Annotated in this window: 16 protein-coding genes; 3 read left to right on the top strand and 13 right to left on the bottom strand. The window is 71.5% G+C overall.

The genetic code is table 11. From position 1 onward, the window contains the following. The first annotated feature begins 86 nt into the window (after positions 1–86). The gene (locus tag WMF17_RS02685; protein ID WP_437647941.1) at positions 87–3,506 is read left to right on the top strand and encodes a vitamin B12-dependent ribonucleotide reductase; all 3,420 of its coding nucleotides are present in this window, start codon (positions 87–89) and stop codon (positions 3,504–3,506) included. A gap of 146 nt (positions 3,507–3,652) precedes the next feature. On the opposite strand, the gene thiL is transcribed toward WMF17_RS02685, so the two are convergent. The 6 genes from thiL to WMF17_RS02715 form a co-directional block, all read right to left on the bottom strand. Next, complete coding sequence (thiL, locus tag WMF17_RS02690; RefSeq protein ID WP_437647943.1) at positions 3,653–4,642, bottom strand: thiamine-phosphate kinase; 990 nt, start codon at positions 4,640–4,642, stop codon at positions 3,653–3,655. A 10-nt stretch (positions 4,643–4,652) separates the two neighbouring features. After that, a complete protein-coding gene (locus WMF17_RS02695) occupies positions 4,653–6,275 on the bottom strand; it encodes an ATP-binding protein (protein WP_437600408.1) in 1,623 nt (540 codons plus the stop codon). Continuing rightward, complete coding sequence (locus WMF17_RS02700; protein ID WP_437486028.1) at positions 6,272–7,000, bottom strand: GTP-binding protein; 729 nt, start codon at positions 6,998–7,000, stop codon at positions 6,272–6,274. Before WMF17_RS02700 ends, WMF17_RS02695 begins: the two co-directional genes overlap by 4 nt. A 108-nt stretch (positions 7,001–7,108) precedes the next feature. Then, entirely contained in the window at positions 7,109–8,926 is a 1,818-nt protein-coding gene (locus WMF17_RS02705) for a dynamin family protein (RefSeq protein WP_437647945.1), read from the bottom strand. Between the two features lie 48 nt (positions 8,927–8,974). After that, complete coding sequence (locus WMF17_RS02710) at positions 8,975–9,868, bottom strand: M48 family metallopeptidase (RefSeq protein ID WP_437486032.1); 894 nt, start codon at positions 9,866–9,868, stop codon at positions 8,975–8,977. A gap of 153 nt (positions 9,869–10,021) precedes the next feature. Next, positions 10,022–11,086, bottom strand: coding sequence for a homoserine kinase (locus tag WMF17_RS02715; protein ID WP_437647946.1), 1,065 nt, complete (start codon positions 11,084–11,086; stop codon positions 10,022–10,024). A 208-nt stretch (positions 11,087–11,294) separates the two neighbouring features. On the opposite strand from WMF17_RS02715, the gene hflX reads away from it, so the two are divergent. Further along, on the top strand, positions 11,295–13,151 hold the full coding sequence (hflX, locus tag WMF17_RS02720) for a GTPase HflX (RefSeq protein WP_437604202.1): 1,857 nt from the start codon (positions 11,295–11,297) through the stop codon (positions 13,149–13,151). Between the two features lie 45 nt (positions 13,152–13,196). Here hflX and WMF17_RS02725 read toward each other — a convergent pair whose 3' ends face one another. The 6 genes from WMF17_RS02725 to WMF17_RS02750 form a co-directional block, all read right to left on the bottom strand. Next, positions 13,197–14,147 carry a hypothetical protein gene (locus tag WMF17_RS02725; protein ID WP_437600411.1) on the bottom strand — a complete coding sequence of 317 codons (951 nt, stop codon included), beginning with the start codon at positions 14,145–14,147 and terminating at the stop codon, positions 13,197–13,199. A 10-nt stretch (positions 14,148–14,157) separates the two neighbouring features. Next, positions 14,158–15,381 carry a PEGA domain-containing protein gene (locus tag WMF17_RS02730; RefSeq protein WP_437600412.1) on the bottom strand — a complete coding sequence of 408 codons (1,224 nt, stop codon included), beginning with the start codon at positions 15,379–15,381 and terminating at the stop codon, positions 14,158–14,160. 151 nt (positions 15,382–15,532) lie between these two features. Next, positions 15,533–16,141: a precorrin-2 dehydrogenase/sirohydrochlorin ferrochelatase family protein gene (locus tag WMF17_RS02735; RefSeq protein WP_437647948.1), complete on the bottom strand. Its 609-nt coding sequence runs from the start codon at positions 16,139–16,141 to the stop codon at positions 15,533–15,535. Positions 16,142–16,238: 97 nt separating this feature from the next. After that, positions 16,239–17,030 carry a hypothetical protein gene (locus tag WMF17_RS02740; RefSeq protein ID WP_437647950.1) on the bottom strand — a complete coding sequence of 264 codons (792 nt, stop codon included), beginning with the start codon at positions 17,028–17,030 and terminating at the stop codon, positions 16,239–16,241. Next, positions 17,027–18,589: a BamA/TamA family outer membrane protein gene (locus WMF17_RS02745; RefSeq protein ID WP_437647951.1), complete on the bottom strand. Its 1,563-nt coding sequence runs from the start codon at positions 18,587–18,589 to the stop codon at positions 17,027–17,029. Before WMF17_RS02745 ends, WMF17_RS02740 begins: the two co-directional genes overlap by 4 nt. A 138-nt stretch (positions 18,590–18,727) precedes the next feature. Beyond that, entirely contained in the window at positions 18,728–19,630 is a 903-nt protein-coding gene (locus tag WMF17_RS02750) for a hypothetical protein (protein ID WP_437600416.1), read from the bottom strand. Positions 19,631–19,795: 165 nt separating this feature from the next. Here WMF17_RS02750 and WMF17_RS02755 point away from each other — a divergent pair, with 165 nt between their 5' ends. Next, on the top strand, positions 19,796–20,362 hold the full coding sequence (locus tag WMF17_RS02755) for a hypothetical protein (protein ID WP_437647952.1): 567 nt from the start codon (positions 19,796–19,798) through the stop codon (positions 20,360–20,362). Between the two features lie 19 nt (positions 20,363–20,381). On the opposite strand, the gene hisIE is transcribed toward WMF17_RS02755, so the two are convergent. Beyond that, positions 20,382–21,071 carry a bifunctional phosphoribosyl-AMP cyclohydrolase/phosphoribosyl-ATP diphosphatase HisIE gene (gene hisIE / locus WMF17_RS02760; protein ID WP_437600419.1) on the bottom strand — a complete coding sequence of 230 codons (690 nt, stop codon included), beginning with the start codon at positions 21,069–21,071 and terminating at the stop codon, positions 20,382–20,384.

Below are 21,071 nucleotides of genomic sequence, written 5' to 3' on the forward strand. Positions count from 1 at the left end.
GCCTCGGCGTTCTCCCGGGAACTATTTGTGCTTTTGGTAGGACCCGAGTGACCGCCCGGTGCGGTGGCTCACAGGAGGACTTGGAAATGGCCCAGTCGGCAGTTGTGGGTGACGGCGGTAAGCTTCCCGTCGGGAACGGCAAGATGACGGCGCGGATGAAGGAAGATGCAGGGGCCCGTCCGGTGACCGGGGGGGCTGCCAAGGCGCAGACCGACGGCGCGGCCGCGAAGAAGGCCGCGAAGAAGGGGGCCTCGCGGCCGCGCGGGCTCGGGTTCGACCGGCGGTTCACGCACCGCGGCGCGGACCCGCTCGACGAGGTCACCTGGGAGCGCCGCTCGAGCATCATCACCAACCCGGACGGCTCGGTCGTCTTCAAGATGGAAGGGGCCGAGATCCCCGCCGGCTGGTCGCAGCTCGCGACCGATATCGTCGTCTCCAAGTACTTCCGCAAGGCTGGGATCCAGGGCAAGAAGGAGCTCGGCGAGACGAGCGTCCGCCAGGTCGTCCACCGGCTCGCGCGCACCATCCGCGAGGCGGGCGAGCGCTTCGGCGGCTACTTCGCCTCCACGAAGGACGCGGACTCCTTCGAGGCAGAGCTCTCGTACCTGCTCGTCCACCAGTACGGCGCGTTCAACTCGCCCGTGTGGTTCAACTGCGGGCTCTTCCACCGCTATGGCATCGAGGGCTCGGGCGGCAACTACGCCTGGAACGAGGCCTCGGCCGACGCGGGGAACGGGGGCGCCGTGGCGAAGTCGGGCGCATCCACGAGCCGAACGAGCACGGCGGGAGCGGTCGACGAGATCATCGAGACCCGGAACGCCTACGAGCGGCCGCAGTGCTCGGCGTGCTTCATCCAGGCGATCCAGGACGACCTGATGAGCATCTACGACCTCGTGAAGAGCGAGGCCCGCCTGTTCAAGTACGGGTCGGGGACGGGGACGAACTTCAGCGCGATCCGCGGGAAGCAGGAGAAGCTCTCGGGCGGCGGGACGAGCTCGGGGCTCATGAGCTTCCTCGAGGTGTTCGACCGCGCCGCCGGCGCGACAAAGAGCGGCGGCACGACGCGGCGCGCCGCCAAGATGGTCTGCCTCGACATGGACCACCCGGAGATCGTCGACTTCATCCAGTGGAAGGTCCGCGAGGAGAAGAAGGCGATGGCGCTCATCGCCTCGGGGTACCCCTCCGACTTCAACGGCGAGGCGTACCACACCGTGAGCGGGCAGAACTCGAACAACTCCGTGCGCGTGAGCGACGAGTTCATGCGCGCGGCGGCGACGGCCGCGTCGTGGGAGACGCGCTCCCGGACGACCGGCGAGGTCGTCGACACGCTGAGCGCGAAGGATCTCTGGCGCCAGATCGCCGAGGCGGCGTGGGGCTGCGCCGATCCGGGCGTGCAGTACGACACGACCATCAACCGCTGGCACACCTGCCCGAACACGGCGCGCATCAACGCCTCGAACCCGTGCTCCGAGTACATGTTCCTCGACGACTCGGCCTGCAACCTGGCGAGCCTGAACCTCACCAAGTTCCTCGGCGAGGACGGCTCGTTCGACATCGAGGGCTACCGCCACGCGGTGCGGGTGTTCTTCGTCGCGCAGGAGATCCTTGTCGACTTCTCGGCGTACCCGACCCGGGGCATCGCGAAGAACTCGCACGACTACCGCCCGCTCGGGCTCGGCTACGCCAACCTGGGCACCCTGCTCATGCTGCAGGGCATCCCGTACGACTCCGACCAGGGCCGCTCGGTGGCGGGCGCGCTCACCGCGATCCTGTGCGGCCACGCTTACCGGGTCTCGGCCGAGGTGGCCGCCGCAAAGGGGCCGTTCGCCGGGTTCGCGAGGAACCGCGAGCCGATGCTCCGGGTGATGGGCATGCACCGCGACGCAGCCTACGCGCTCGACCGCGACCGCTGCCCGGAGTCGCTCTGGCGGGCGGCGTGCGCCGACTGGGATGAGGCGGTCCGGATCGGGCAGGAGCACGGCTACCGCAACGCCCAGGCGACGGTGCTCGCCCCGACCGGCACCATCGGCCTGCTGATGGACTGCGACACGACGGGCATCGAGCCCGACTTCGCGCTCGTGAAGTTCAAGAAGCTCGCCGGCGGCGGCTACTTCAAGATCGTGAACCAGTCCGTCCCCGAGGCGCTCCGGCGGCTCGGCTACCCCGAGGCCGAGGTGCAGGAGATCGTCGCCTTCGTCTCCGGCACGAACACCCTCCTGGCGGCGCCGCACGTGAACCGGGCGTCGCTCAAGGCCAAGGGGCTCAACAACGACGACCTCGCGAAGATCGAGGCCGCCATCCCCGGCGTCTTCGATCTGGAGCTCGCCTTCGGCCCCTGGATCCTCGGCGAGGAGACCTACGACCGGCTCGGCGTCTCCAAGGAGTCGCGGGCGCGCTTCAGCTTCTCGCTGCTCCAGCACCTCGGCTTCTCGCCCGCGGAGATCGAGGAGGCGAACGAGACGATCATCGGCCGCATGACGGTGGAGGGGGCGCCGCACCTGCGCGAGGAGCACTACGCGGTGTTCGACTGCGCCAACCGCTGCGGCAAGAAGGGCCGGCGCTACCTCGCGCCGATGTCGCACGTCCGGATGATGGCCGCGGCGCAGCCGTTCCTGTCGGGCGCCATCTCGAAGACCGTGAACCTGCCGAACGACGCGACGGTCGAGGACGTGCAGCGGATCTACGAGGAGGGGTGGCGCCTCGGGCTCAAGGCGGTCGCGCTCTACCGCGACGGCTGCAAGGCGTCCCAGCCGCTCTCGTCCACGAGCGACAGCAAGTCGACGGAGACCAAGGGCAAGGCGGACAAGGCCGAGATCGCCGGCCCCGTGCTCCAGGCGGCGACCGCGCTGGCCAGCCAGGCGCGCCCGCGCTCGCCCTCGGCGGCGGCGCCCGAGCGGTTCCGCCTGCCGAGGAAGCGCAAGGGCTTCACGCAGGAGGCGCGCGTCGGCGGGCACAAGATCTACCTCCGCACCGGCGAGTACGACGACGGGACGCTCGGCGAGATCTTCATCGACCTGCACAAGGAGGGGGCCGCGTTCCGCTCGATGATGAACTGCTTCGCGATGGCGGTGTCGATCGGGCTCCAGTACGGCGTGCCGATCGAGACCTTCGTCGAGCAGTACACCTTCACTCGCTTCGAGCCGCAGGGCGTGGTCGAGGGGCACGACTACGTGAAGTTCTCGACCTCGATCGTGGACTACCTCTTCCGCGTGCTCGGGGTCGAGTACCTGAACCGCTACGATCTGGCCCACGTGCAGCCGGTCACCTCGGCCATGGAGGACCCGGTCGAGTCGCGGGCGCAGGAGAGCGGCGTGGCGTCGTTCTCGCAGACCTCCCCGGCGTCGGCGCTGCTCGAGGGCGGGGGACGGGCGTCGAGCGCGCTCGACGCGCAGCTCGAGGACATGATGGGCGACGCGCCGGTCTGCGACGGCTGCGGGCACATCACCGTGCGCAACGGGGCCTGCTACAAGTGCCTCAACTGCGGCAACAGCATGGGTTGCAGCTGAGGGGCGACGGGCGGGGGTTGTGGGGATGAGGGAGGGGCCGGCGGGGGGGCCCCTCCCACGAACTCGCGCCTGTTGGCGGCCAGTGCCGCTAGTGCCTCGTGAACGGGAAGGCCGGGACTGGAAGGCCCCGCTGCGCCAGAGCGGCGTCAGGCGAAGTGATCGTACCCCCGCGCCGCGAGGCTCGTGAGCTGCCCGTCCGGTCCGACCAGCGCCACGTCGCTCGTGCCCTCCTCGCGCGGCGCGCAGCGGCCGATCGTCACGAAGCCGGGGAGCGCGCCGACGTCGGGCCCTGCGACCGCGATCGCGTAGTCCTCGCCCCCGTACAGCGCGAGCTCCAGCGCATCAGCGCCGAGCAGCGCGGCGGCCTCGCGGAGATCCGAGCCGACGAGCGCCCCGGGATCGAGCAGCACGCGCACGCCGCTCGCGCGCGCGAGGTGCGCCAGATCCGCGGCGAGACCGTCGGAGATGTCGATCGCCGCGCGGGCGCTCGCGGCCGCGCGGCGGCCCGCGTCGATGCGCGCCGCCGGCCGGCGAAATGCCCGGATCGCCAGCGCGGCCGCCGCGCCGGACGGCGCGATGCCCCGGTCGAGCAGCGCAAACCCCGCTGCGGCCAGGCCGACCGGCCCCGCCAGCGCGAGCGTGTCGCCGGGGCGCGCGCCGTCGCGCCGGAGCGGCGCGGCCGCGACGCCGAGCGCCGTCGTGGTGATCGAGATCTCGCCGCCCCGGGAGAGGTTCCCGCCGATGACCGCCGTGCCGATCTCGTCGCACGCGGCGCGCTGGCCCGCGGCGAGGGCGCCGAGCTCGTCGTCGCTCACGTCCGGAGGCAGCACCAGCGCGGCGAGCAGGCCGACCGGGCGCGCCCCCATCGCGGCGAGATCGCTCGCCGCCGCCATCGTCGCCCGGTAGCCGAGTTCCTCGAAGCTCAGGAGATCGCGCCGGAAATGCACGCCCTCGACGGCGCTGTCGACCGTCCAGACGAGCGGCGCCGCGGCGCCCGGGAGCGCCCCGCCCTGCGGTGCCGCGGGCGCGAGGATCGCGGCGTCGTCGCCGATGCCGCAGAGCACGTGCTCGCCGGCCGCACCGCCGAGCACGGCGCGCAGCAGCTCGATGCGCTTCCACTCGGAGCGCCCGCTCATGGAAACCCGCTCATTGAAAGATGGGCGGCACGACGCTGTTCTTCGCCGGCGAGCCCGCGACCGTGGGCAGCTTGACCACGAACACGGTGCCGCGCGGCTCGTTCGGCTCGATGCGGACCGTGCCGCTGTGCGCCTCGACCAGGCGCTTGACGATCGAGAGGCCGAGGCCCGTGCCGCCGTGCTCCCGGGTCGAGCTCTGATCGATCTGGTAGAACGGGTCGAACACCTTCAACCGCTCGCCAGGAGGAATGCCGATGCCCGTGTCCACGACGCGGATCTCGACCGCCTGCTGGAGCGGCGCGACGAGCACCAGCCCGGGGAGGTCGTCCGTGTCCTCGCTCACGGCGCGGGCGACGAGCTGCACCTCGCCCCCGGCCTCGGTGAATTTCACCGCGTTCTCGACGAGGTTGATGAACACCTGCCGCAGCCGATCGCTGTCCCCGAGCACCGGCGGGAGATCGCTCTCGGCGCGGATCCGGAGCTCGACGCCCTTCTTCGAGGCGGCCGGCGTCATCGTCGACGCCGCCTCGATGAGCACCGGGCCGACCGCCACCTCGGTGCGGTGCACGATCAGCGTACCGCTCTCCAGCTTCGAGAGATCCAGGAGGCTCATGATGAGCCCGAGCAGCTGCTCGCTCTTCGACCGGATCGTATCGATGAACTCGCGCTGCTCACCGGTCAGGGGCCCGCCGATGCCCTCGGCGAGCATCTCGCTGTAACCCATGATCGACGTGAGCGGGGTCCGGAGCTCGTGCGACACCGTGGCGAGGAAGTTCGACTTGAGCCGGTCGAGCTCCTTCAGCCGCTCGTAGGCCTGCTCCAGCTCGGCGTTCTTCTGCGAGAGCTCACGGAAGCTCTCGCGGATCGACGCGACGTGCATCGTCGACGTGAGGAGCGATTTGTGCCCGCTGAACAGGATGAGATCGAGGACGGCGCGGAGGTGATCCGCGATCTCGCCGAGCCGCTCCGGCCGGAGCCGCGGCAGCCCCTCCGCGGCGCGCGCGAGCTGGGTCTGCGCCGCCGCCGTGAGCTCGGCAGCGGGAGGCTCATCGACGCCCTCGGGCAGGTACGGGCCGAGGATCGACCGGCCGATCGCGCGCCCGTCGTACTCGATCGGGAACACCTGGTAGAGCGCGCCGGCGAAGCGGGGATCCGTGTGCTCGCCGACGGCCGCCGCGCCGCGCCGCTGCGCCCGATCCGCCCGCGCCGCGCCGGTCCGCGCGGTCTCCGGCTCGTCTCCGGCCGGGCCGGCCGGCGTCGCGAGCGTCGCGAGCGCGCCGGACTCCGCGAGCGCGCCGGACTCCGCGAGCGTCGCGCCGTTGATCGACTGGATCCCGATCGGCAGCCCGAACAGCTTGTGGAACGAGGCCGCCATCTCGCCGAGGGCCTGGCGATCCACGAGATCCTCGAGCGAGAGCGGGCCGATGCCGACCAGATCGACGACCGGCGCAGCCGCAGGGGGCGGCAGCGTCGAGGGCTCGGGCGCGCTGCTCGGCGCTCCGTCGCGCTTCGAGGAGCTGGGCGCGTCCGCGACGCGGGCCGACGGTACCGGCGCGGAGCTCGGCGCATGGAGGAGATCCTCGTCGTCGAGGCCGAAATCAGCCGGCGTCCCCTTGTGGGCGTCGGGCCTCATGGAACGATCCGGGAGCTCTTCTCGAGGCTGCCGCCCATGCGCCTCGCCAGGAGCTCGCTCACCGAGCTCGTCACCCCGAGCTGGCGCACCGCGCTGTTGAGGAGCTCCTCGCCGCTGATCGACAGCCGCTTCGAGAGCTGGTGCGTCTGATCGAGCGTCTCCCACGTGAGGTGGAGCAGGCCCATGAACGTCTCCACCGTGCCCATGCCGCGGGTCGCGATGGCCCTGTACACCGGCTCCTTGCCCCGCGCGGCGAGGCGCGCCAGCTCCTCGTCGCTCCGGATGTCGGGGAGGTCGCGCTTGTTGAACTGGATGACGAGCGGCATCCGCGCGAGATCGAGGCCGTTCTCCCGCAGGTTCTGGCGGAGGTCGAAGAACGCGTCGGCGTTGCGCTGCGTCTCCGTGAGCTGGGAGTCGGCGATCAGCGCGACCCCATCTGCGCCCTGGAGCACGAGCCGCCGCGTGGCGGCGTGCATCGGTTGACCGGGCACGGTGAACAGCTTGATGCGGAGCGAGACGTCGCCGTCCTTCGCGCGGAAGGTGAGCGGCAGGAGATCGAAGAACAGCGTGCGATCGTCCTGTGTTTCGAGCGTCATCAACCGTCCGCGGGCGTCCGACCCGGCGAGCCCGTGCAGCGAGACGAGGTTCGTCGTCTTGCCGCTGAGCGCCGGGCCGTAATAGACGAGCTTGATCGTCACTTCACGGGCTGCGAAGTCGAGCTGCACAGCCGCATTCTCGCATGAGCGGCGGACGATTGGATATGGCCACGGCGCCCGGCCGAGGATGCCGGGCCGGGCAGCGCCTCCTCCCTTGTCAGGAGGCGTGCGCCCCGCTCAGGCCGAGCCGCCGGGCGCGTTGGGCACGCTGGACACGGGGGGAGGGATCAGCTTGCTCTCGCCGTTCTCGATGGTCCAGAGCGCGCTCCGCAGCCCCTCCAGGCGCCCCGTCAGGGTCTGGAGCGCCTCGGCCTGGGCGTCGCACGCCTTGAGCTGGCTCTCGCTGCTCGGCTCGGAGCGGACCCGCTCCTCGCGGGCCGCCTGGAGCACCTCGATGACCTCCCGGTGCAGCTCCTGGCCTGCCGTGACCACCCACGCGTCGAGCCGGCTCGCGAACTCCTGGATCATCTCGTCGAGCTTGGGCCCGATCCGGGTGGCGGCCTCGCGCAGGGCGATCGGCGCCATCTCCTTCGCCTTCTTGCGGGTCTCGGCCTCGACCTTGTCCTTTACGTACACGGCCAGGACCGGCGCCGCGAGCGCCAGGATCCCGCCGAGCAGGGCGTTCGTGAACATCACGCCGAGGCCGATCGTGAAGAGCGCGAAGACGCCGACGTCGTAGCCGAACGTGTCGACCTCGACGTTCGGCGTCTTCACGTCGCCCCCGAGCGCCTCGCTGACCCGCTTGGCCACGTCGTGCGCGTCCTCTCGGACGAGCGCGATCGTCTTCTCGGCGAGCGCCTCGAGCGCCGTGGCGATCTCCTTCGTCTCGGCCTGCGCCCACTCGGCCAAGGTGCGCTCCAGGAACGCGCCGAGGTAGACCTTGATCTCGTCGGTCTGGGCCTCGTCGATGATCGCCGGCAGCTGCCGGAGCACGTCGTCGACGAAGCGATCCAGATCGCGGCGCACCCACGCCCGGATGGCGCTCACCTCCTCGCGGATGCCGGCGCGCCGCTCCTCGATGGTGCGCGACTGGCCGGCCAGATCCTTCTCGATCATCTCGATGCGACGGCTGAGCTCTTCGCGCGACATCGCGGCCGCCCGCCGCCGCGCGTCGACGCCCTTGCCGAGCAGGCGCGAGGACTCGAGGCCCTCGCCGAGCGCGTTGTCGAGGAGGATGCGCCCGCGCTCCTCGGCGAGGAACCGCGTCAGGTGATCGAGCAGCTCCGGCATCCCGCTGCCGGCCCGATCCGCCTCCAGCGCCCGCTCGCTCGAGATCGGGAAGACCACCGGCGTCTTCACGAGCTTCCCGAGCTCGCTCCGGATGTAGGCGAGCGCCTCGACCTCCTCGTCCTGGCTCCAGATGTCGCGCTTCGTCACGACGAAGAGGATCTTGTCGCGGGACTGCCCGAGCAGCTTGTCCTGGAGGAAGACGCGCTCGCTCTCCTTGAGCGGCTGGCCGGCGTCGATGAGGAACAGCACGGCGTCCGACCGCGGGATGTAGCTGTAGGTGATGTCCGCCCGCTGGAGCGAGAGATCGTTCACCCCGGGGGTGTCGACGAGGACCACGCGCTCGCGCAGGAGCTCGGCCGGGTACCCTACCTCGAGGAATTTGACCTCGCCGGCGCTCGACGAGCGCTCTCCGCCGACGGTGAAGGCCCGCACGTCCTCGAAGGGCAGGCCCACGCGCTCGCCCGACGCGTAGACCACCTCGGCGCGCGGCTCGGCCGCGTACTCGAGGTGGTGGATCACCGCCGTCGTGGGCGTCACGCCGACGGGCAGGATCGAGGCGCCGAGCAGGGCGTTCACGAAGGTCGTCTTGCCGTGGTTGAACTCGCCGACCACGACGAGGTGGAACCGATCGGCCTCGAGCTTCTTCACGAGATCGTTCGCGATGCGCGTCGCGACGCTCTTGGCGCCGAGGGCCTCGGCGAACTCCACGAGCTCCCGGAGCGCCCCGGTCACGTCGTCTTTGCGGCTGTGGAAGGATTCGAGCATGTGCGTTGGACCTCGGCCTTGGGTCGGGAGCCAGGAGGAGAGAGCCCCTCAGCCCCAGATCTTGATGACTTCGTGCACCTTCTCGTCGACCTCCTCCATGGAGAGGCCGCCCGCGCCGAGCCCGGCGTGGCGCTGGTAGAGCTCGCTCTCGGCGAAGGCCCGGAGCGCCAGGACGCGCTTCGGCAGCCACGGGTGGTTGGCCGTGAACTCGGCGAACCTGCCGATGCCGCCCTTGCCCTCCTCGTGCTGGGCGATGAACGCCTCGAGGTTCAGCTCCTCGTAGAGCTTGGTCGAGCCGAGCGCGAGCTTGGTGAGCGCGCGCGTCGAGACGTCGAGGCTCTTCGCGCAGAGCAGCCCGGCGCGGTCGCAGGTGACCTCGGCCCGGCGCGACCAGCCGGAGAGCGCGATCATCGCCGGGCCGACGATCCACTTCACGAAGACCGACGCCATCCGCGTCAGGTAGTGCATCGCGGTCAGGTAGACGACGTGGCTGTTGTGGATGTGGCCGCACTCGTGGCCGATGACGCTGAGCAGCTCGTCGTCGGTGAAATGGTCGACGAGCGCCGAGTGCACCATGATGAACGAGTCGTCGTTCGTGCCGTAGGTGGCGGCATTGAGGTAGGGGCTGTTGACGATGTAGAGCGTCGGGATCGCGATCCCGAGCGTGTCGGCGCAGCGGAGCGCGAGGTTGTGGACGCGCGGGAACTGCGTGGGGCCGACCTTCACGGCGTGGCCGAGGAGCTCGTTCTTGCCGACCGTCTTGAACAGCCTGACCGCGGCGGTCACGGCGAGCTCGACCGGACGCATCTTCTCGAAAGCGAGCCGCGTGTTCTTATCGGACACATAGGCATACGCGTTTCCAGCGCCGTCCCCGCCGCCCGCGCGCTGGCCCTTCCGTCTCTCGATGAAGCCCTTGAAATCGAGCGTTCCGACCTGTGCCATCCGGCGAAGGTAATGGCCAGGCCGCGGACGCGCAACGCCGCCCTCGCCCGGCGTCGTGAACTTAACGCAAAATCACGGGGCGACCTTCGCGCACACCCCGCGTCGGACGCGAGCTGGCGCAAATCAGGCGAGAGCAGACGTGAGCTGACGCGATCAGACGCGATCAACGCGAAGCAGCGCGAGCAGCCCCTCCGAGCCGAGGCGCTCGAGCGTCCGCTGCCGCGCGAGGAAGCGCCGGAAGTCCTTGTAGACACCGCTGCCCTTCGGGCGGAGCTCGAAGTCGGTGATCCGCGTGATGGAGAACCTCAGCGCGGCGACCAGGCTCTCGTGGAAGATCCGGCCACGCTCCTCGGTTGAAAGCGGCCGCACCGACGTGTAACCGGCGGCGAGCGCGGCCGCGAGCTCCGGGTCGAGGTCGTCGCCGAAGCACCACGCCAGCATCGTGACGGCGAGATCGAAGACGGCGCTCCCGCGCGAGGCGCTCTCGAAATCGAGCAGCGCCGAGATCTCGCCGTCCTGCCAGAGCACGTTGTCGCGAAAGAGATCGCCGTGGATCAGCGTCTCGGGTCCGGACGTCCGCGGCGCCGCGGCGCGCATCCGCTGGAGCCGGCCGGTGAGCTCGTCCACGGCGGCGGCCACCTCGGGCGGGAGGGTCGAGGCGGGAGGGCCGGCGGCCGGCGCGGCGCTCGCGGCGGATCCGGGCGCACGGAGGCCCTGGAGCCGCTGGTCGAGGCTGTCGAGGTCGAACCGGCTCGCGTTCGCCCCCTCGAACGACGCGCCGACGAGGTGCACGCGCGCCAGGGCCGCGCCGACGCGACGGGTCGCTTCGGGCGTGACGCGCGCCTGGCAGAGCGACTCGCCCGCGACCCACGGGAACAGCGCGACCGGCTTGCCGGCGTGCTCTGCGATGAACGCGGCGCCCTCCGACCCGGACGTCGCATCCCGGCGCCGGAGCGGCTGCGGCGTGGCGACGCCGCCGGCCGCGAGGTGCTCCAGCATGAGCGCCTCGCGCGAGGCCGCATGGAGTTGCTGCTCCTCGTAGACCCGCAGGAACGCTTGCCCGCGGCCGTCGGCGAGCGTCAGCGCGAAGTTCGAGTTCACGCTCCCGGCGAGGAGGCCGCGCACGTCGGCGATCTCCAGGCCGTAGAGCGCGCCGATGCGGCGGGCATCTGCGAGCGAGAGGGGGGTCAGGATGGCCATCGTGGGCACGGTTGCCACGGCTCGCGCGCGGCCTCCACAGGAACCTGGAGGAGCACGCCGAGCGAGAGACGCGACGAGGCGGGAAACGGGAGGGGGCCGAGGGGCCGACAGCGGCGAGCGACAGGAAAATGCGCGCCCCGCGTGAAGATCCGCGGTGGCCCAGGTCGCGGACCGGTTCCGCGTGCGTTATGAATTGAGCGGGAGCGACATCCCCTTCGACTATCGAATGCCCACCATCTACGGAAACACCACCGGACTCAGCCCTCTCGCCACCAAGACCCTAGAGCGCATCTACCGCCGCAAGGTGCCGCTCGCGAGCCTCGCCACGCCCGAGCTCATCAAGGCGCTCGCCGAAGCGTCGCACGAGGCGGGGCGCCAGGTCGGCGCCCTGGTCCACCGCTCGGGCGAGGTCGACTACGTCGTCGTCGGCGACGCGACCCGGCTGATGCTGCCCGACATCGGGCGCCTCCGCGCCGCGCAGGGGCGCTTCAGGGCGCTCCGGCTCGTCCATACGCACCTCTTCAACGAGCCGCTCACGCGGGACGACCTTGTCGACCTCGTCCGCCTCCGGCTCGACCTGGTCGCGGCCGTGCAGCTCACCCCGCAGGGCGAGCCGAAGACCATCCAGTACGCGTACAACGTGCCGGTCCGCGGGAAGGAAGCGATCACGGTGACCGTGGACGACGCCGACGGCGACGGCCGCGGGAAGGCGGAGCTTCCGTACCGGACCGTGGGCCCCGTCGCGATCGGCCGCGTCGACGTCGATTTCGGCGCGCTCATCCAGGCGCTCGAGGACGAGTTCGCGAAGCGCTCGCGCACGAGGTCGATCGCGGCCAAGGACGGCCGGGCGATCCTCGTGCACGTCGCCGAGAAAGCCAAGACGGGCGCGCTCGCGCGGGCCGAGGAGAGCCTGCGCGAGCTGACCGAGCTCGCCGGCACCGCCGGCGTCGACGTCGCGGACAGGGTGCTTCAGCTGCGCGACCGCATCGATCCGCGGCTCGTGCTCGGCAAGGGGAAGCTCGACGAGGTCGTGCTGCGCGCCTCGGAGCTCGACGCGGAGACGCTGGTCTTCGACCGGGATCTCACCCCCTCGCAGGCCTCGGCGATCGCGAAGCACACGGATCTCAAGGTGCTCGACCGGACGCAGCTCATCCTCGACATCTTCGCCCAGCGCGCAGAGTCGTCGGACGGCAAGCTCCAGGTCGAGCTGGCCCAGCTGAAGTACACGCTCCCGCGCCTCGGGCAGAAGGACGACTCCCTGTCCCGCCTGACCGGCGGCATCGGCGGGCGCGGTCCCGGCGAGACGAAGCTCGAGATCGGGCGCCGCCGCGCGAAGGAGCGCGTCAGCTTCCTGGAGGCGCAGCTGAAGCGGCTCTCCCGGCAGCGCGAGCAGCGCCGCCGCCGGCGCGCCCGGCTCGGCGTGCCGGTGGTCTCGATCGTGGGCTACACGAACGCCGGCAAGAGCACGCTGCTGAACACGCTGACCGGCGCCGATGTATTCGCCGAGAACAAGCTGTTTGCGACGCTCGACACCCGCTCGAGGCGGCTGCGCTTCCCCGAGGAGCGCGAGGTGGTGATCACCGACACGGTCGGCTTCATCCGGGAGCTCCCGAAGGACCTGTTCGCCGCCTTCCGGGCGACGTTCGAGGAAGCCGCCGACGCCGACCTCCTGCTCCACGTCGTGGACGCGAGCGATCCCGCGCGCGATCAGCACATCGAGACGACCGAGGCGCTGCTGACCGAGCTCGATCTCATCGGCATCCCCCGCATCCTGGTGTTCAACAAGGTGGACCTGATCGCCCCGGAGGAGGGGCGGCGGCTGCTCCTCGGGCATCGAGACGCGGTGCTCCTGTCCGCCACGGACAGGGAGACGACGCGGGAGCTGCTCATGAAGCTCGCGGCTCGGCTCAAGAGCCGCTGGGACGAGGCCGCGATGGTGCCTGCCTACGAGGCCGAGGCCGAAGGCGTCGAGCTGGAGGACGGCGGCCTGTTCGAGGGAGAAGCCGAGTCGATGACGGTGCTCGGTCCGCCATCGGGCGCCGGGGAGATCCGCGCGCGTGTGAGAGGGACGTTCGAGGCGTGAGCTCCGCCGGGCTCCTCGAGGAGCCCGGCGGGAGCCGGGGAGAGCTCAGGGCGTCTCGATCTCGTCACACGTGAAGACGAGGCCGAGGCAGTTGCCGCTCGCGCACTCCCCGTCCTCGTCGCACCGCTCGCCGGCCGCCCGCTTGCAAGCGCCCTGGCCGTCGCAAACGTTGACGTCGCTGCAGTCCGCCCCGTCCTCGCCGCCGAGCGGGACGTTCGAGCACGTGCCCTCCGACCCCTCGACGTTGCAGGCCTGGCAGGCCGAGTCGCAGCCGGTGTCGCAGCAGACGCCGTCGACGCAGCTCCCGCTGCCGCAATCGGCCGCGTCCGTGCATTCCTCACCGTTCGCGGCCTTGCACTCGCCCATGGCGTCGCACGCCTGCTTCTCCTCGCAGCCGAGGCCCGGCGTGCCTGCCGGAGCCAGCGCGCAGGTCGCCGCGTCGTCGTCGCAGACATGGCACTTCGCGCACTGCGTGTCCTCCGAGCACTCGGCGAAGCACGCGTTGGCCTCCTGATCGCAGGCGAACGTCTCGCACGACGTCGCCTCGCCGGGCACGCACTCCACCTTGGTCCCGTGGCAGGTGCCGCGGGCTGTCTGGACGCCCTCGGAGCACGTCGCCTCGCCGCACTCGGCCTCGGCCTTCGAGGGGCCGCACGTGCCGTCCTCGTCGCCCGACGCCTTGAGCTCGGCGGTGCAGGCGTCGCAGTCCTCGTCGCAGGCGGCGTTGCAGCAGACGCCGTCGGCGCAGGAGCCGCTCGCGCAGTCGTCCTCTGCCTTGCACGCCTTGGCGATCTCGCACTGCGGGCAGGTGGGGCCACCGCAGTCGACGTCGGTCTCCTCGCCGTTCTTCGTACCGTCAGCACAGCCGTTGGTGACGCCGTCGTCCCCCGGGATGCGCGAGCGGTCGACCGTGGCGATGAGCTCGCAGCCCATCCCGAGGGTCGAGAGCGCGCCGGCGCAGAGCGCCATCGCGAGAAGGTACTGGTTCTTCCACATAGTAGTCCCCTTAGAAGGTAAACCGCGCGGCGGCGCCGCCGCCTGTCGGGCTGACGAACGGAGTGACGAACGCCTTCTTCGTCACGCTCGAAGCTGCGGCCTTCGGCTCGGCCGTCGCGTCATCGGTGAGGAGCAGGACCGCGCCGGTGACGCCGAACGTGAGCGCCACAGCGAAGGACATGTCCGAGATGAGCGCGAAGCGGTCGACGCGATCCGCGGCGTCGGTCGTCGGTCTCTCGTCGAAGTCGCCCTTCGCGCTGAGCGCCTGGATGCCGAAGATCGTCCCGACCACGACGCCGGCGCCGGCGAGCCCGAGGGTCACGTAGGCCGGCACCCGAGAGCGCGGCTCGACCGCCGGTGCAGGCGGCGGCGGCTGAGCCGGAGGCACCTCGGCGGCGGGCGGCGGGGTCGGAGGCTGCGCCGGCGCCGCAGCGACCGGCTCAGGCGCCTTCGGCGTCAGCGCGACGCTGACCTCGCGCGTCTCGGCGAAGGTGACCTCGAGCTCCTGGCTCGCGTCGGCGAACCCCTCGGCCGAGACGGTGAGCGTGTGCTTGCCGGGCGGGACCGAGAGCTCCTGGCCGGTCTGGGCCACGCCGTCGACCGTGATCTTGAGTCCCTGCGGCGCCTCCGGAACGGTCGCGACCTTCACCTTCGCCGGCGTCTTCTTCAGGGACTCCACGCGCCCCTGCGCCTCGGTGATCTTGTCCTTGAACTTCTCGGCGTCCGGCTTCGAGTCGAGGAACGACTGCCACGCCGCGACCGCCTCGGTCACGAGCCCCTGCCTGTCGAGCGCGAGGGCGAGCTTGTACTTCGGTGCGGCGCCGGGCACGTGCTCGTCCGCCTGGCGGTACAGGTCGGCCGCGACGGCGTACTCGGCTTTCTCGAACCTGGCTTCGGCTTCCTTGTAGAGCTTCTTCGCCTCGTCCTTCTTCTGCTTTTCCGTCAGCGCCTTCTTCGGCTTGGTGATGGTCACCTTCGCCGCGGGCTCGGCGGCCTTTCCGGGCGCCGCCGTCGCGGGCGTACCGGCCGCAGGCGGCGTCGCGCCGGTCGCGGGCGGCGCTGCGACGGGGGGAGCCGCCTGCGCCGCGGCTGCGGCGGGCTTCGCAGGAGCCGGCGTCGGCGCGGCCCCGGCGGGCGCCTGCGCAGATACCGGGCTGACGTTCGTCAGCGTCAGGAGCCCAGAGACCATCGCCGCCGAGGTCAACATCGTCAGCCGGCCCGATCGTGAACGCATACCGTAAGCCCTCCTCCGCGGATAGTGTCGCGTGGGCGCCCACTTAATCCTTGAAGGCCGCTTTACACAAGGGTTTTCGCGTTCGTTGCATCGCGCGCGCCCTCACGTTCGCGGCGCCGGCGCCCCGGTTCGCCCGCGGCGTCTCCGGACATCAAGGCTCGTCGCCTCGCTCCAGCCATGCAGGGAACCGAAGCCTCGCCTCCAGGCCAAAGCCCGAGGTGGCCTGGCGCATTCGCGCGGCCCGCTCGGCGCCTCGAGGGAGGCTCTCGCGGAGCCGCCGCAGCGCCTCGATGTAGCGCCCGAACCGAGGATCCGAGAAGAGCGCGCTGAGGTCCTCCCGGATGCGCCGTATCGTTCCTGGGCTGACGCCGTGGCTGCTGAAGCTCATGGTCAGTCCGGAGGCGGAGACCACCGAAGGATTGACGAAGCTCGACACCTCCGGGCGATCCAGCGTGCAGACGAGGCGCCCGGCGTCCGCGAGCTCGCGATGGAGGCGCCGCGAGAGCGCGTCGTCGCCCGGCGCGAGGAACACGATCGCCGCGCCGGCGAGGTCGCCGTCCACGAACGGCCGCCGGTGCAGCTCGAGCCGCCCTTCCCGGCTGGCGAGCTCGATCGACGCGTCGACCTGCCCCGGCGCGACGACGGAGACGCGGGCGCCCGCCGAGAGGAGCCGCTCCACGGTGTAGGGCACCTCGCCATCCGCGCCGATGACGAGGGCCCGCCGGCCGTTGAGATCGAGCGCGATGGGAAAGAGGCGCATGAGGGTGGAGTAGACACGAACGGGGACGGCCGCGCAGCGATTGTAGACCGGCGGGCGCGGCGCGCGTGACGGCGGGCGAGCTCGCCGTCCGCGCGGCTCAGCGGCTGGGGGGGCTCTGGGGCGGCGGGGGAGGGCTCGGCGGCGGAGCTGGCGGGAGGAAGGCCTGCGTGCGAAACGCGAGCTTCCTGTCGGCGTTGCCGATGCGCGTCACGAACAGGCCGACGAAGGAGCCGAACAGCGAGTCGCCGGGCCCGATGGCGGTGGAGCCGGGCGGGCGGGTGACCCACCGCTTGATGCGATCGAGCATCTCGGCGCTCATGGGGTTCACCTCGACCAGCACGGCGACGAAATAGCGGCTGCCGTCGCGGACGAGGGATCGCTCGACGAGCGGCAGCTTCCGCGCTTCAGCGCAGTTGCGGAGCACGCCCTCGACGTTGATCGCGACCGTGCTCGACGGACTTCCCGCCTGGATCAGCTGGATCCGGAACACCTCGTCCCAGAGGTCATAGACGATCCGGCAGCTCTTGGCGGCGAGCGCGACGGGGTTGCCCCCGCTCTCGTGGAAGAGGTAGCCGCGCATCGTGATGACGGTGGGGAGCCCGCTGAGCAGCTTCTTCGAGATCTCGCCGTCGACCACGTCGCGGAAGCCGACGGTGAGCTGCACGATCGTCTTGTCGAGCGAGAGGCTCGCCACGCGGATGGGCAGCGCGGCCGGCGTGCCGAGCCCCTGCTGCGCGTCTGCATCCGCGATCTCCTTCGGCCCCTGCCGGCCCTCCGCTCCGCCGGGCCCCTCCTGGGCCGCCGATCGGCGCGCGCCGAGGGGGAGCGCCGCGAGCAGCGCGATCCCGAGCCAGCGCGCCGCGGCGCGACCTGCGCCCGGGCAAATCATTTCCGCTCACCGCGCCGCGCTGGGATCAGCCCGAGCAGGTTCGAGAAGGCGAGCGTCACGCCGCCGATCGCCGTGTCGACCCGCAGACCGAGGTTGTAGGTGATGTCCAGGGGCACGCGGGCGAAGCCCTCGTATCCGGTCGGCGCATCGGTGAGCTCGCGGCGGGTCGCCAGCCCGTACAGGCCGGCGGCGCCGAAGAGGTCGACGCCGTAGATCGAGCCACGGCCGGCATAGACCGGGATCCGGTACTCCGCCTCGAGCTTCGCGGCGAAGTCCCCGTACCGGACCTCGATGATGTCCGTGCCGAGGAAGTTCGGCGGCTGCCTGCGATCGGGGGCAAGGTCGAGCAGCCGATCCGGCAGGAGATCGGTGAGATCGCCGACGTAGAATTTCTCGAAGAAGGGCGCGTCCCCGGCGACGGCGCCGGCGAACGCCTCCACGCGGAGCACGTGACGCAGCGGGAGGCGGAACCAGCGTTGCGCGGCGAACTCGAACTTCTGGTAGCCGTAATCGCTGCCGAACGGCGGGACGCCCACGGTGACCGAGACGGAGGCGAGCGTGCCTTGCGTCGTCAGGAAGGGCGCGTCGCGCGTGTCGTAGTCGATCGCGGCGCGCAGCGACGAGAGCACCGTCTTGCCGCCCAGGATGTCGAAATCGATGGGCTCGCGGCTGTTTCCGCGCATGTGCGAGGCGACCGTGGGCACGGTCGCGTCGATCTGCTCCAGGTGGTGGTCGAGCGACAGCCGCGAGGCGGAGGAGACGTCGTGGCCCGTTCCGAGCGTCGCGCCGAAGCGCTTGTAGGCGACGACCGCGTATCCCGTGACCTCCCGCTGCTCGAGCAGCGGGGACTCGAACGCGACGTCCCGGTTGCCGAAGAAGTCGCGGGCGTCGTTGTAGAGCACCGTCACCGCGGCCGACCAGCGGGTCCCGACGAACGCGGGATCGACGAAGCGGGTCCTCAGGGCGAGCTGGTCCGCCGCGAGGCCGACGCCGGCGCCGAGCGTGATCCCGGTCCCCGCGAGGTTGGTCTCGGCGACCTGCACGCCGGTGAACGCGGAGAGCGGCCGCGCGTTGCCTGCCGTGTCCTCGTCGGCCGCGATGCCGAGCCAGAGATCCTGAACGACGAACGTGTTGCGCTCGACGACGTCGATCACGAGCGTCGCGCTCCCGCGCTCGGCCCCTTTGCGGAGCGACAGCCCGATCGAGGTGAAGAACCCGGTGCCGAGGAGGCGGTAGCGCGTGAGCTCGATCCCCGGATCCTCGACGTCGAGCACGTCCCCCGCGCGAAACCTGACGTAGCGGAGGATCACGCGCGCGGCGGTGCGCACGTTGCCTCGGATCTCGATGCCATCCAGGGTGTACCGGACGCGGTGCCTCTCCTGGGGCGTCGCGCCCGCGGACAGCCCGGCCGCGCGGGGGCGCGCGGCCGGGTGAGGTGCCGGCTCCGGCGCCGCGGGCCCTGCACCGGCGGCGTCCTCCGCGCCTTGACCGAGCGCGCGACCCGGGTGCGACCCCACGAGCAGCGCGCTACAGAGCGCGAGGAGCGCGCGGCGGAGCACCGGGGGCAGGGGAATGGCGGGGGAGCGTGAGGAGCTCCGGAATCGAGGAGGATTCACAGGATCCCTGCGACACCGCCGGAGCCTCCTGCGACTTCAGCGACGCGCCCTTCGACGACGCATCGTTCAACGGCGCACCGTTCAGAGACGCACCGTAGCACGATCGACTCCTTCTCCGGCGGGCTCGGCCGCGTCGAGCTCGACCACCGGCGCGGCGTCCTCGGCGACGGTGCCCGGAGGGGCATGGCGCGACGGCGTCCCGCGGCGGATCCGTGCCGCCGCAGGCTCGTGCTGCTGCCGCGGTGGCTCGCGCGAGGTCGGGGCGGCATCGGTGTGCTCCGCCAGCACGAGCAGGTCCAGCCGGGCCGGTGTCGGCTCGATCAGGTGATCGGCCGCGGCGAGCAGCAGCGTCCGGACCTCGGTCCGGACGATCGCGTCGCGCGTCCAGCGCGCGCCGGCGCTCGCTGCGATGGCGCGGGCCAGGAGGAGCTCCGCGCGGCCGCGCACGTCCGCGGGGATCCAGTCGGCGATGAGCGGATCCGCGAGCGTGGAGAGCGTCCTGCGCAGCGCGGTGATGCGGCGCGGGCCGAACCGCTCCGGCGCGCGCGCCGCGTGGTGCGCGAGGCGCAATGCCCCGCGGAGCGCGCGCCTCGCCGCCGTGCCGACCACGGCGCCGCGCACGGTGAGCCGCTCGCGCGGCGCATCGAGGGCGCGCAGCACCGCGGCCAGCGAGAGCCCTCCCGCGATCACGAGCGCCACCGTCGCGGCGGTCGCCTCGACGCCGTGCAGCTTCCAGCCGCCGGTCGCCGCGACGAAGGCGCAGGCGGCCACGAGCAAGAGCCCCAGCGAGCCCAGCGCGCCTGCCGAATGCGAACGGTCGCGCCAGGAGCCGCGTTCGCCCTGGATGAGCCGGGCGTAGCCGTCGGGCGCGATGAGCCTTCCGCCGCTCGGGATGAGGCCCACCAGGGCTCGTCGCGCCGCGCGCCCGAGGCCGACCTCCAGCGGGCCGAGCTCGACGCCGGGCGGCTCACGGAACGGGCTCACGCCTCCAGGATAGCCCATCCCTCGCCGGCGCGGAGGGCGCGCCGCGGAGCGGCGACGGCGGTGGGCGCGCTTCGTCCGGCGACGCGGCGCGCGACGAGCGCCCGGGTCGCCAGCGGAGCGCCGCGACGGATTGCGCCCGCTTTTCACGGTCTATACCCTCGGCGCGTGAAGAGCATCGCCGTCTGCAGCCTCGCTCTCGCCGGCGCCGCCGCGGCCGGGGCGATCCTGATCAGCAGCCCCGGTTGCAGCGATACGGTCTCGTCCGTCTGCGATGGGCTCTGCGACTGCTGGCAGTGCAGCGCTTCCGAGTACGAAGAGTGCGTGGACGACGTGGAGGACGCTGTTCAGAGCGCCGAGCGGAGGGGCTGCCCGGAGGCGGCAGACGCCTTCATGCGCTGCGTCGACGCGGACATCGAGTGCATGAGCGACAGGAACGCTGCCGCGCCCACGCGCTGCGAGACAGAGCGGGACGCGCTCGCGACGTGCGGCGTCAGGGTGCCGGTGCCCTTCCTGAGCCCCCTCTGCGAGCGGGGCGTGCAGAGGGTACGGGACTGCGGGGGAGTGGTGTTCGAGCCCGAGCCCGCCCCGTGCGCGGGGCCGTCTCGATGCACGTACGCGTGCTATGCGATAGCGACCTGTGACGAGGTGCTGTCCGGCCGCTCCCGGCAGCTCGACGAGTGTATTGTGCGATGCCTGGGGGGCATGCCTCCGCCCGGGCCGTCGCCGCGCTGAGGCGGCGACGCCCGGCGCATCACGGCGCTCCCGCCCGGTCCTTCTGCGCCCGCAGCGCCTTCTCGACGAGGCCGCTCGTGCCCATGCGCGCCGCGAGCGCGGCGAGGACCGCGCGCAGCGGAATGCCGCGCGACGCGAGGCCGACCAGCAGGTGGTAGATGACGTCCGCCGCTTCCGACGCGACGCGCTCGTCGCTCTCCCCGGCGATCGCCTGCGCGAGCTCGCCGGCCTCCTCGCGCAGCTTCGCGCCGATGAGCGGCGCGCCGCCGTCGAGCAGCTTCCGGCTGTAGCTCTTCGTCGCCGACGACGTCTTGCGCGCCTCGATCTCCCGCTCGAGCGACTCGAGCAGCGCGGACGCGTCCTGGCCCTCGTCGGCGGCCTCCGGCTCGCCGTCGCCGCGGGCGTCGACCTGCCGGAAGAAGCAGCTCGCGCTGCCCGTGTGGCACGTCGGGCCGTGGGGCTCGGCGAGGATCAGGAGCGCATCCCCGTCGCAGTCGGCGTGGATGCTGGTCACGGCGAGCGTGTTGCCGCTCGTCGCCCCCTTCTCCCAGAGCTCGCCGCGCGATCGGCTGAAGAACGTGGCGCGCCCCGTCTCCAGCGTCCGGGCGAGCGACTCCCGCGTCATGTACGCGAGCATCCGGATCTGTCCCGTCAGCCGATCCTGCACGACGGCCGGTATGAGCTTGCCCTCTCCGAATGCGATCTTCAC

This window comes from Sorangium sp. So ce362 (assembly GCF_051519845.1).
GTDB lineage: Bacteria > Myxococcota_A > Polyangia > Polyangiales > Polyangiaceae > Sorangium.